Annotated in this window: 13 protein-coding genes; 1 reads left to right on the forward strand and 12 read right to left on the reverse strand. The window is 32.8% G+C overall.

The genetic code is table 11. The annotated features are described in order from the left end of the window. The 4 genes from V7183_RS18715 to V7183_RS18730 form a co-directional block, all read right to left on the reverse strand. Nucleotides 1–539, reverse strand: a 539-nt coding sequence (locus V7183_RS18715; protein WP_335360436.1) for an aminoglycoside phosphotransferase family protein, incomplete at its 3' end; no start/stop codon positions are given. Between the two features lie 84 nt (nucleotides 540–623). Continuing rightward, on the reverse strand, nucleotides 624–1,265 hold the full coding sequence (locus V7183_RS18720) for an HAD-IA family hydrolase (RefSeq protein ID WP_097898300.1): 642 nt from the start codon (nucleotides 1,263–1,265) through the stop codon (nucleotides 624–626). Between the two features lie 175 nt (nucleotides 1,266–1,440). Beyond that, a complete protein-coding gene (locus V7183_RS18725; protein WP_335360437.1) occupies nucleotides 1,441–2,013 on the reverse strand; it encodes a histidine phosphatase family protein in 573 nt (190 codons plus the stop codon). A 202-nt stretch (nucleotides 2,014–2,215) separates the two neighbouring features. Continuing rightward, on the reverse strand, nucleotides 2,216–3,469 hold the full coding sequence (locus V7183_RS18730) for an MDR family MFS transporter (protein WP_335360438.1): 1,254 nt from the start codon (nucleotides 3,467–3,469) through the stop codon (nucleotides 2,216–2,218). Nucleotides 3,470–3,571: 102 nt separating this feature from the next. Here V7183_RS18730 and V7183_RS18735 point away from each other — a divergent pair, with 102 nt between their 5' ends. After that, nucleotides 3,572–5,218 carry an ABC transporter substrate-binding protein gene (locus V7183_RS18735; RefSeq protein WP_335360439.1) on the forward strand — a complete coding sequence of 549 codons (1,647 nt, stop codon included), beginning with the start codon at nucleotides 3,572–3,574 and terminating at the stop codon, nucleotides 5,216–5,218. A 269-nt stretch (nucleotides 5,219–5,487) separates the two neighbouring features. On the opposite strand, the gene V7183_RS18740 is transcribed toward V7183_RS18735, so the two are convergent. From V7183_RS18740 to V7183_RS18775, 8 genes are all read right to left on the reverse strand, one after another. Next, the gene (locus V7183_RS18740) at nucleotides 5,488–6,105 is read right to left on the reverse strand and encodes a DUF4241 domain-containing protein (RefSeq protein WP_335360440.1); all 618 of its coding nucleotides are present in this window, start codon (nucleotides 6,103–6,105) and stop codon (nucleotides 5,488–5,490) included. Between the two features lie 167 nt (nucleotides 6,106–6,272). Then, nucleotides 6,273–6,626 carry an MmcQ/YjbR family DNA-binding protein gene (locus V7183_RS18745; protein WP_335360441.1) on the reverse strand — a complete coding sequence of 118 codons (354 nt, stop codon included), beginning with the start codon at nucleotides 6,624–6,626 and terminating at the stop codon, nucleotides 6,273–6,275. A 25-nt stretch (nucleotides 6,627–6,651) separates the two neighbouring features. Beyond that, a complete protein-coding gene (locus tag V7183_RS18750; RefSeq protein ID WP_335360442.1) occupies nucleotides 6,652–7,053 on the reverse strand; it encodes a GNAT family N-acetyltransferase in 402 nt (133 codons plus the stop codon). Nucleotides 7,054–7,102: 49 nt separating this feature from the next. Next, nucleotides 7,103–7,519 (reverse strand): GNAT family N-acetyltransferase, encoded by a 417-nt coding sequence (locus V7183_RS18755; protein ID WP_438825184.1) that lies wholly within the window; start codon nucleotides 7,517–7,519, stop codon nucleotides 7,103–7,105. A 76-nt stretch (nucleotides 7,520–7,595) separates the two neighbouring features. Continuing rightward, nucleotides 7,596–7,928 (reverse strand): DUF952 domain-containing protein, encoded by a 333-nt coding sequence (locus tag V7183_RS18760; protein WP_335360447.1) that lies wholly within the window; start codon nucleotides 7,926–7,928, stop codon nucleotides 7,596–7,598. 88 nt (nucleotides 7,929–8,016) lie between these two features. Then, a complete protein-coding gene (locus V7183_RS18765) occupies nucleotides 8,017–10,113 on the reverse strand; it encodes a HelD family protein (RefSeq protein ID WP_335360444.1) in 2,097 nt (698 codons plus the stop codon). Nucleotides 10,114–10,388: 275 nt separating this feature from the next. After that, entirely contained in the window at nucleotides 10,389–11,408 is a 1,020-nt protein-coding gene (locus tag V7183_RS18770) for an LLM class flavin-dependent oxidoreductase (protein ID WP_335360445.1), read from the reverse strand. Between the two features lie 92 nt (nucleotides 11,409–11,500). Next, the gene (locus V7183_RS18775) at nucleotides 11,501–11,788 is read right to left on the reverse strand and encodes a hypothetical protein (protein ID WP_335360446.1); all 288 of its coding nucleotides are present in this window, start codon (nucleotides 11,786–11,788) and stop codon (nucleotides 11,501–11,503) included. Between the last annotated feature and the right edge of the window lie 217 nt (nucleotides 11,789–12,005).

Below are 12,005 nucleotides of genomic sequence, written 5' to 3' on the forward strand. Positions count from 1 at the left end.
ATATGACCGTCCTCATTAATAATTAAGTTTCCTTGATGATAGTCATTATGAATAAGTCCGAAAGTATCAGGAGTAATAATATATGAAGTTAGACTGTGTACCAACTTTTCATATTTCTTCCTAATCCATGGGTCTAACTTTTTTCTAATATTAAAGACATCAGGATTTTCAGCTTTCCATTCAGGACGTTGTATTGTTTGTAATTTAAATTTTTTGGATAATGCATGCATTCTTCCTAAATTTTCACCAAGTTTTTTAAAAGTTTTTTCATTCCAGTGGGATTTATTTGTAACATCAATTTGATCGCCCTTAATAAATTCAAAATATGTTTTAACCCGTTCTTCCTCACACTCTAAAGGAATTACTGGCTTAGGTACAAGTACACCTTTTTCATATAAAAAATTCATCCACTCTATTTCTTGTAAAACCATCTCCTTTGTTTTACCCTTTTCAGAAATTCTAACTACCCTTTCTTTCTCTTTGATGTAAAAAACGTCGTTATTAAATCCTCCATTCAACCTAACACGATTTTCTTGCATCCTGTTTTCCCCTTTAACTCTCAATTTACAAGAACACTTTTATTTAAACAGTAGCATAGTAACTACACCTGTTATATACAAATTTTACAATAATGCGGTTAATTCTTTTAAGTTATCAATAACTTTATCTGCTTTTTCCAATTCCATTACTTGTGCGAAATCAAAATTGACACCAATAGCCTTTAATCCATTATCTTTCGCAGCATTAATATCCGATAAACGATCCCCGACAACAGTGCCTTTTACAATGTCATTTTCTTCTACAACATTTTTTACTAAATCAGATTTATGACCTGATGAGATTGATTGGATGCTATAAACCTTCTTGATAAATCTATTCAGCTCATATGTATCAACAATTGCTTGTAAGTACTCAACTTGTCCATTACTTGCTATGTATAAATTGTACTTTTGGCTAAGTCGTTCAAGTACTTCTACCGTATAAGGATATAAGGCACCCCTATTCAATTTAATCAACTCTATTAATTTTTCGTGAAAAGTGTCATTACTCTTTTCACGAACCTGAAGTGAATGATTGGGACAAAGGGTCTCCCACACAACTTGTAATGGTACACCCATAATTTCTCGATATTTTTCAATTGGAGTTTCTTCGTCCCATAGCCCCTCAGCTCTTAATACATCAAATGTCTCCACAAGTGCTGGTTCTAAAATCAAATTCGTCTGAAATAAAGTTCCGTCCATATCAAAAATAACTGCTTGTTGCATTAAATCCCCACCTTTTATCTTAAGAAGTGTGCTTTTTTATCTTTCAGATAGTCTCCTTTATTCTCATTTTTTCATTTCTTTCAGCTGCTCCATATATTCTACGAATATATATGGTACTATTTACAATAGGTTTTCAAACCACGATTTTAGATAGCAGGGAAAATAAATACCTCTGTTAATTTTCCCACAATCTTTTAACCTCTATCAATTCCTGACCATTGAATTCCATTCGGTATATATCTGGTTTTGATGTATGTAGTAAAAAATCTAAATCATACTGATTGTCATAATATCCCATCATCAAAGTCATAACAGCTCCATGAGTGCCTAATACTACTTTCTGTCCTCGATATGTCTTTAATAATTCTTTTAACACTTTTACAGCTCGGTCCTGACAAACTGCATTAGACTCTCCCCCCGTTAAAGCAAAGTTTGGATCAGAAAATGACTTCTTTAACAAAGGTAATAATTCCTCATCAATTATTCGCTTGTCTTCTGCAGAAAACATTCTCTCTTTTAGATCTTCAAATACTAAAACCTCTTGTCCTAAATGTTTAGCAAACTCCTGAATCGTTAGAATGGATCGGTTGTATGGGCTCGAAACAAAAACATCAATTCCCTCTTCTTGTAATATATCAGTTATTCGATAAGTATCTAATTTCCCTTTTTCAGTTAACCCTCTTGTTCTTTCATTTCCTTCTGTTTTTGGCGATTCGCCATGTCTCACCATATAAATGAAAGTTCTCATAATATCCCTCCATGATTTTTAGAAACTTGTTATTCCAAATAAATCCTTTTTCTATCTCGACATAAATATCCATTTCATCTTAAAATAGTTAATCTTGAACATTAATTTTCAAAATATTTAAATATCAAGTGATTTTTCTCCATCTTTTGTCCTCTTTGTCCATATTAAACTTTCTTTCTTTTACAACTATTAAAGTAGTATACTATGATGACATTTTATTCAATATTTCTTTAGACTGAATATCCTTTCTAACAAACAGCCCAGTGTATAAGAGGAATATACCAATTATTACAATGATACCAATGTAAACGGACATCATCGTAGGGATCAAGAATGCACCAACAATAATAGTCATTCTTGCAATCAGATCCGCACCAATATCTGATAGACCTGCAAAGGCTGAATACGATCCTCTTTTATCAGCCGGAATCATATTAGCTTGTTCTGCATTTCTGACCGGAGAGTAGACAAGTTCACCAACAGTAGCAATAAAATTAAAAATAATCAGTACGTACCAAGTGTTTGCAGATGTTACTGTCACATAGCCTACACCATAGAGCCCCAGGCCTAAAAGTAATGCTTTTTTTCCACTTAAACGATCTGTAAATTTATTTACAATAAACGTTAAACATACTACTAAAAGCATATTTTGTATATTAAGAATACTTAGCATCCTTACTCCTACTATTTCAAAGTTCCCAATCTTTATTGGATCGAATGTTTCAGAAAGTCGTATACCAATATAACTGTTTAAAGAGAACTCTGCTGCAAATATACAGGTAGACCCTATTACAACCCTTAAAAATGCTCTATCTTGAATAGCAACTTTATAGTTTTGAATTAAATCAAATACTATATTTTCATGCTTTTTTTCTAAGCAATCTTTCACTTCTGTAACTAGCCAAATTTTATAAGCAATCGGTAATGTAGCAGAAACAAAAGTTAGTAATATAAACAACTCTTTTTGGTGATTCATGTATAAAAATCCACCTAATGCTGCACCATTGGCCATAGAAAGATTCATAAGCCAATAGTCAATTGTATAAACAGCTTTTCGATTTTCTGGTGTAGTTGAGTCTATGATGATAGCGTGCATGGAGGGGCGACCAAGACTGCTAGATATTATAAAACCTACATAAGCGATTGCAAATAGCCAAATCATCTTATCTGTAGGATATAAGCTTAAGGTCATGAATAAAAACATTAAAGTACTAGTAAAAGAAGTTAACAATAAGATTTTCTTCCGTTGAAAGCGATCTGAAATGTAACCTCCAATTAAACTTGAAAAAAAACTTAAAATAACCGTTAAGATTAAAAATAATCCGGCCCATACTTTGTTTATTTCTTGAGCAAAAAACAATGCCATGAAAGGCATTACTGCTGATGTAACAGCACGATTAAAAAATGATGTAGTTAAGCGTACTTTTATATTTTGCTCAAAGTCTTTCCAATTCATAGTATCTCCTCCTTTTATCTAATGTTATATTAAACTAGACTTATCAAACTAAAAATGGACATATTCAGAAAAACATGTCCACTTATAGAAGGAGATAGGAAAATGGATAAAAATTTATTGAACTTATGGCAATCATTTTCTTCAGGAAATATAAAAATAAAAGACCTAGCAGATTTTTTAAATTTAAGTACAAAGCAAACAGTACGCTACTTACATAAATGGATGAATGAGGGTTGGCTGATTTTCACTTCTGGAAAAGGCAGAGGAAATACCTCCTCTCTTCAATGGATTAAAAATATAGAACAAATCTATGAATCACAAGTAATGGAAATTATGGATCAACAGCCTGTTGAAAAAAGCAGTAAATATTTACTATATAATTGGTCTCCAAACAGTAAACTACGCTTGATGACTAAATTCCACTCAAAATTTGGCTATATACATAATTCGGATGATAAATTAATTATTCCTAGAAGAAAGCCCATTTTAACAACACATCCGCTCGAGGCTTCCGATGTACATAGTGCACATATTGTCGCGAACGTTTTCAATCGACTTGTTTATATGGATGAAAAGGGGAACATATTTCCTGAAATAGCTCACAGTTGGGATTTAACTCACTCTAAGCTTAGACTATATTTAAAAAAGTCCATCAACTTTCATGATGGATCCATCTTAACAGCGGCTGACGTGGAACTATGTCTCTCAAAACTACGTAGTCATAAATATTATAAAGACTTATGGGCACCCATAGAAAAAATAGATATTGTATCACCATTCGTTATTGACATACATTATCCAGATGGTTGTAGCTATTGTTTACAAATGTTATGTATGATAAATACAAGCATTTATAAAGAAAATAACGGTCTAATTGTAGGAACCGGTGGTTTTTATATAGGAGAGAATAACCAGGAAAAGACATCATTGATAGCATTTAATGATCATTTTCAGGAAAGACCTTTGCTAGATACAGTAGAATTCATTCAGGTTCCTCTAGAATTTGATAATATTTATCAATCTTCCAAGCACCATGAAAGCAATTCTACGTTTCAGGTAGAAAGGAATTCGGGTTTCGGTGTTATAATTATGAATGCTTGGCGTAATTCATCAATTCAACGAAGAGATGTTCGTAATTACTTACATTATATTATTGCTAACAATATGAATCATATTCACGAATATGATTCTCAAAAAACCCCAAATACTAAGAGTTGCTTAAAAGACATAGATCATCAAATCGATATCAAAAAAAGAAAACGTCCCATATTTAAAGAACCACTTATTATAAAAGCTACTCAGTATACAGAAAAAACAACAAAATGGTTAATGAATGTCTTGGAGAAAGAAAATATACCTTTTCTGGTTAAATGGGTTCCTTTCGAAAACTATCTTAGAGATGAAAAACTTAATGAACAAGTTGATCTCTTTATTCATGGTGAAGTATTTGAGATGAATCAAGACATATCATTTTATTATTTTCTAACAGCTAGATATTCACCGTTGGCTAAGATTGTAAAAACAAATAAAACATTAAAAAAACACCTTGCTAAATACAAACATACACCTTTTGATGAGTGGGCTTCATTAAATAAAAATCTTGAAAAAGAACTGATAGAATCCTCTATTATGATTCCTTTATACTATGAGAAACGTCAGATTCCTTTTTCATCAGATTTAATGAATATTAAGATGAAATATTTTGGATATGTGGATTTTTCTCAACTTTGGGTAAAACCTTTAATTTAAAAATTTCTTAGTTTGATGGCAATGCTGCGAGACCCCAACTCTAAATTATAAACTTAATTCAAATGTTCCAGTCATTTTTTAAAGCACTACAGAAAATGACTTTATTATTCGTGAGCATAAATAAAAAGATACAAATGCTAAAGAGATAATAAAGAATGATTAATATAGAAACAGCCTCCAAAACGTATTCATTTTGAAGGCTATTTTTATTTCACACCATGTAAAAGAAGAAAGTATTAACTCTTTCTATATCATAATTAATTTTGTCCTCAATCTTCCTCATGCAACACTTGAAAATCAGTAACAAGTGAAACGATTTTTCCATCTTCATCGACTCCCCAATAGGAAGGATAAAATCCATCTCCATAACCTGAACGGAACATAATGATATTACTTCCTGTCTCCTCACACACCACACAATTTCCCCAATCATCATTATGTTCTGTTAGTACGTCATCTATAAGGTCATCATACAAACTAATAAACTCTTCCCCTAGCTCTCGTTGTAATCTACTTTCTATTTCCTCGAGCTTATCAATCGCTTCAACATCCGCAAAGCATCCTAATCCTGTATCGACTGGGTAACCAAAAATATATCCTTCTTCCAGTTCACTGACATGTTGTCCTGGTTTTGTCGCCATCTTCCATTCTATTACTTTTGATTCCGATAATTTCAATTCAGCACCAGCAATTATTCCATCTTTCTTATGCCACCAAGCGACGATTGGATATGTACCTGGCTGGATTGTTTGTTCGAAAGGATTTTTATTAAAAATGATGGGATCACAAGCAATCATTTTACCTGATGTAACTTTCAACTTGTCCAATGCTTCAGAACGTAGAACCTCACTATTTAGTTTAGATAATTCACGTAATAGCTTTGACATAATCTTTCTCTCCCTTTCATTTTCTTATTATTAAAAAGATTGTTCATAAAGAGAAATGTTAATTAGTACGGATTTCCTTCATCTCGCCCACTTAACTTCGTTGTCCACTTGAATTTTGAGATTGGGTATCCCTGCCCCAAAATAGTGGGAAAACCCAGTAATTATCTCTACTCCAAAATTTCTTTCTGCTTCTTTTTCGAAAAAGATTGTAAAACTAAATCATAAGACCAATCTATCATTTTATTAATTTCTTCTTGCCCTAATTCTCTATGTATATAAACTGTATTCCAATGCTTTTTATTCATATGATAACCAGGGATAATTGTTCCTGGATAGTCTTCCCTTACTCTTAGCGCAACATCTGGATCACATTTCAATGTAATCGCTGCTTCCTCTCCTTTTTCATGATTTACAATCGCAAATATTTTATTATGAATTCTCATACATGTTGCATTCCATCCATCTGGAGAATCTTCCGTTGCTTTTCTTTTTGATAGACAGTATGTACGTGTCGCTTCCATAGATCCTTTCACCTCTCGTATTCTCTTATCTTGTAAGCTGATTACGATGCATCACTATTTGCTTCGTTGCTTTGAATTGTTGTTTTCCATAGAATTTTATTAATTTTTCTTCACAAAATAGACTCACAATATCGATATGGGCAAGCTCATCAAGTAACATTGTCATCATTTTCTCACCAATGCCCTTATTTCTTACACGATCATGTACGACAACATTTTCAATATACGCTCGAAAAACACCATCAGTAACTGCTCTAGCAAACCCTATTAACTGATCCTCTTTCCATACGCCAATTGCTATACTATTCTCTAACATTTTAGAAATATCTTCTTCTTTTCGTTCCGGCCACCAGCCAACAGAATTGTAAAGTAGCTTTACTTGGTTTATAGAGACGGATCGCTCATGATGAAATTTATAATCGTACATTTTTATTTATCTCCTAACATTTAATTTACATAACATAATTATATTATACTTATAAACGTTTCTCTAAAAAGTGTTGGCTATATCCTTTAGGATGATCTTCGACTACTCCAAACTCCCTGTATCCATGCTTTTTATAAAATTCAGGCGCTTGAAAACTAAATGAATCAAGCAATATGAGTCTGCATTGTTTTTCTTTTGCAAATTCCTCGATTTTATTTAGCAGTTGACTACCATATCCCTCATGACGTACTGACTCGTCCACCCATAAAAAATCAATGTGAAGGTGATAAAAATATATCGTTCCTGTTATGCCACCTAATATTTTTCCAGCATCATCTTTTACTAGAAAGTTTACATGTTCTAGTGGTTGTTTTACTTCCTTTGGTAGAACAGACATATTGTACTGGATTACTTTATTCCTAATGTATTCACTATCTTTTGAGTTAGTTTGTTGTATCAGTTTCAACATACATTCCTCTTTTCAATTTTGTCTTATCACTTTCCAAAATTCGACAATAAACTCATGAATTCCTTTTTTAGTCCTACAAAACTACTTTGGGTAACATAAAATTTCCGTTCTCTTTATAAAATGGAACAACATTCACTACAGCAGCAGTATGTAACGCCCCGTATATGTGTGGGTATTTTTGCCCATTAGAAGCAAGCTCATATTTTATTTCTGCCTCAACTAATGCCGGATCAATGATAAGTAAAACTAACTCTGATTCATTGCTAAAATGTGTTTCTGCAACTTTTAGAGATTGTTCCAAAAAAGAACAGTGAATAAACCCTTCTTGCTTAAGTGATGTTTCGGTTATTTCTCCTTTTGCTTTTCCTACTTCCCATTCGCTTTTTTTCATTACCTTTGTAATTATAGTCATTTTCTTTCTCTCCTTTTCTTTTTTTATAGAAAAACAAGAGGATTTTCCTGTGTATCACTTGAAAATCCTCTTCAATCATTTGTTATTTACTCACATAAAATTCGTTTTGTATTCCTTGAATTAAAGGTGATGCTTCTCTAGAATAAAAAATCCATAAATCATGGAGAGATCTCGTACATCCAACGTATAATAATTTTGCATCATGCTTTGTATCCTTATAGTGTATTTCATCCACATCTATAAGAAGTACCGCATCAAATTCTAAGCCTTTCGCTAAATAGACAGGTACAACTGAAATACCACCCTCATATTTACTTTGGTTTACTTCGATAACATTAACAGTGATTCCTGCAGCTGTTAACTTCTTATATATGTTACGGCACTCATCTTCTGTTCTTCCTATTACAGCAATCGTCTTCACATTTTCATTCTGCATCTTTTGTAGCGTCTTAACAATTGCTGCAAATTGATCATCTGTAGAAATAACCTTTACTTTCTCACCGCTACGAAAAACAGGAGTTGCGAGCCCTACTGGAATATCAGCATTTTTAATGACTTCATTTGCAAACTCGATAATTTCTTTTGTAGAACGATAACTTCTCGTCAGTTCATAATAACCTGTTTCTTGAAATACTTCTTTAAAGTCATTCCAGTCTTCAATCCCTTGATAATCATATATCGCTTGAGATAAATCACCTAATATGGTAAAAGAGTTACCTAGTGTAATTTCTTTTAATATATAAACTTGGAATGGTGAAAAGTCTTGCGCTTCATCAATCACAACATGATGAAATTTTTGTCCAATTTCAATTCCTGTTATTTTATGATGAATATAAATAAGAGACGGTAAATCTTCTACATATACTTCTTTTTTACGGCAGTTCTTTTCTGTTTCTTGAACAAGTTCTTCAGGTAATACGTCCAATATTTCTTTTTGCTTCATCATTGAACCGTAAAGTGACAATGGACTCATTTTAGGCCAAAATTTCATATAAGCATTCAATCTCTTTGTCGCTTCTTTTTTCAATGCCTTTTTCTCATTCGTTTCTCCGACCTTTTTGAGTTCAATCTCAATCCAGCGTTTTATACGGCCCACTAATCGTTCTCTTCGCTTCTTTAATGGATAATGCTTATATTCAACTTGCATCCATTTTTTAATTTCTTCCACTGGAATAACAGCTCTATCCCATGCCTCAAAATCTTTTGTTGGTACTAAATCCTTTTCAAATTGAATCATACTCTCTTCAATAAATGACTTAAACTTCATCGTCCCTTTTAATTTACCGAGCATAACCTTGTTATCATCACGATTAATTGAAAAAGCTTCTTTCAACTTTTCTTCTGTATGTTTCAATTTCACCGCACCATCTAATGTACGCAGCGCCCAATCTTGAAATGTTGTTTGCCTAATATTTCCTACACCAAGTTCAGGAAGTACACTAGAAATATAATCTAAAAACAAACTATTTGGAGCAAATACAATCATTCTCTCCGCTTCTAACTGTTCACGATATTCATAAATTAAAAAAGCAAGGCGATGTAAAGCGATTGTTGTTTTTCCGCTTCCTGCAACCCCTTGGATTAATAATGGTAAGTTTTTTTCTGCACGAATAATGTCATTTTGCTCAGATTGTATCGTCGAAACGATATCCTTTAATTTGTTATCCTTGTTTTCACCTAGTCGATATAGGAGAAAATCATCTGCAAGCGATACATCTTCACTTCCTTTTACATATGTATCAACAACACGTTCTAGTTCTCTTTTGCGAATTGAAATGTTTCGTTTTAAATAAACATCGCCTTCTACTAATCCATCTGGTGAGTGATAAAAAGCCGGTTCTTCACCACCAGTAAATGAATAAAACATACTAGCAACAGGTGCACGCCAATCAATAACAATCGGTTTCATCGTATCTTCATCTGAAACACCTACTTTACCAATATAAATTGGATTTGGTTCTAACTGTCCATCTTCCTGAAAATCTAATCGTCCAAAGTATGGTTCTTGCACACCAATACGTAAGTTTTGCCGACTTGATTCCCTCATACTTTCAAGGATTTGTTCTTTAAAATCCTCTCCATAATAAACAGGGATTTTTTCCAGTTTCTCTAATTGCTCATCCATTGTAGATAAAGTATCTTTCATCCGCTGTAATTCTTCTTCAAATATATTACTCATTGTGATGATTCCCTCCTGTCCGTTCGAAAATTTCAGTCGAGATATAATTCTATAAAAAATACGTTTATAAAGTCAATAGTTTGAGCAAGAATTTTCTAAAATATAAGAATACAAGAAATAATCCCGCCTTTTTTCACTATTCATTATTTGATTTTTCTCTTTTATACGATAAACATTCGTACAGAAATGTTCATTGATAAAATAGATAAAGGCATAAATAAAATCCCATCACCATCAAATATGAAATTTATATGCTAAATTCACTTATTAAGCTATTAATTCCCAGTCGGAGTAAATAAAACCATCTTTTTTGAAGTGTANNGAATTACATACTTACCAAATAAGTCTAGGGATGAAAGTACTTTATGATGTTCTAATCCACCAAAATTCATTACTGCCATAAAATTCGTAACACCTATTTCCCTGTAGGACTGAATTTGTTTAATAACTTCATTAGGACTTCCTATTACGGGATCAAATTTATGTTTAAGGTCTTCATATGAGATATTCGTCCCACGCGGAGTATTCATAAATAGTTGATAAGGATCTTTTACATTGGATTCAGCATCTGCATATGTTTCACCAACATGAACATGAAATGCAACAGGGATTTCCAACTCTTCTGGATTACCGTATCCTGACTTTAGATACGTATTCTTGTAAGTATCAATCAGCTTTGCTAATTCATCTCGTGATTTACTAAACCCAAGCCCCATGAATTTGTTTCCCATACTAGCAACATGACTAACACCTTTTTCACTAGAGGTTGCAATCCAGTGAGGCGGAAACGGGGCTTGTATTGGCTGGACACTAAGTTTAAGATCATTGTATTGAAAAAACTTTCCTTGATGGGAAAAAGGCTTACCTGACCACGCCTTACGTAACACTTCTAGAGACTCGTTAAAACGCTCAGTTCTGTCCTCTAATGAAATATTATAACCATCAAATTCCTTCTGTGCATATCCGCTGCCTAACCCAAAATTTAATCTTCCGTTTGATAAAAGATCAACCATCGCATAATCCTCAGCAACTCGTATAGGGTTGTGTAATGGAAGTACTGAAACACCCACACCAAGACGAATTCTATTCGTCCTTTGAGATACCGCAGCGAGCAGAACTGCTGGAGAGGGATTAATACCAAAATCTGAGAAATGATGTTCTGCAAACCATACCCCATCAAAATTCATTTCTTCAGCCCGAACGGCTTGCTCCAATACCTCATTATAGAATTGTCTAGGAGTTCGGGATAATTGATTGGGGTAATTATCAAATATTGTTAATGTACTGAAATTCATTTAATATCGCTCCTAATAATTTTATTTAGTTTCTTTACTTCACGGATTTCTTACAGAAAATCTAGATGGTACTGTATTTGAAAATAATCATTCTAGTTTTCCGAATCGTTCCACTGACGACTTATTTCTAGACCATAATCCATACCGTAAACTTCTTTTATAGCTTTAACTTTTTCAAGACTTTCCTCGCTAAACACAGATTTGTTTTCAAAAGAATGAAGAACTATTCTTTCAAGAAGAACACCTAGTGAAATATCATGATACTCTGCCATCGCTTTCAAAACTTTTACCATTCTTTTTTCCATCCTAATTCCAGTTTGTACACGTTCAACTTTAATTTTTTGATCTTTTCCATTTATTTGTTTATTATGTTGTTTCATAATTTTACATCCATCTCGTTAAAAAATGATATTACGTTACCTATATAACAATGTACCATTATAACAACATTGCATGTTTTGTCAATTGTGTCATTATATTATTGGTTTAACATAATGGATTCTCGCACAATTACTATTATCAAGATAATAGTACTTTGTATCCATATAATGAAAAAAACGCTATTCTTTTTGTAGAAATATACAAAAAGGATGGCGT

It is taken from the genome of Bacillus sp. JJ1127 (genome assembly GCF_036965845.1).
Classification (GTDB): Bacteria; Bacillota; Bacilli; order Bacillales; family Bacillaceae_G; genus Bacillus_A.

Coding starts and splice junctions, on each gene's coding strand:
- V7183_RS18720 (WP_097898300.1), bottom strand. CDS start 1,265: ATGCAACAAGCAGTTATTTTTGATATGGACGGAACTTTATTTCAGACG.
- V7183_RS18725 (WP_335360437.1), bottom strand. CDS start 2,013: ATGAGAACTTTCATTTATATGGTGAGACATGGCGAATCGCCAAAAACA.
- V7183_RS18730 (WP_335360438.1), bottom strand. CDS start 3,469: ATGAATTGGAAAGACTTTGAGCAAAATATAAAAGTACGCTTAACTACA.
- V7183_RS18735 (WP_335360439.1), top strand. CDS start 3,572: ATGGATAAAAATTTATTGAACTTATGGCAATCATTTTCTTCAGGAAAT.
- V7183_RS18740 (WP_335360440.1), bottom strand. CDS start 6,105: ATGTCAAAGCTATTACGTGAATTATCTAAACTAAATAGTGAGGTTCTA.
- V7183_RS18745 (WP_335360441.1), bottom strand. CDS start 6,626: ATGGAAGCGACACGTACATACTGTCTATCAAAAAGAAAAGCAACGGAA.
- V7183_RS18750 (WP_335360442.1), bottom strand. CDS start 7,053: ATGTACGATTATAAATTTCATCATGAGCGATCCGTCTCTATAAACCAA.
- V7183_RS18765 (WP_335360444.1), bottom strand. CDS start 10,113: ATGAGTAATATATTTGAAGAAGAATTACAGCGGATGAAAGATACTTTA.
- V7183_RS18775 (WP_335360446.1), bottom strand. CDS start 11,788: ATGAAACAACATAATAAACAAATAAATGGAAAAGATCAAAAAATTAAA.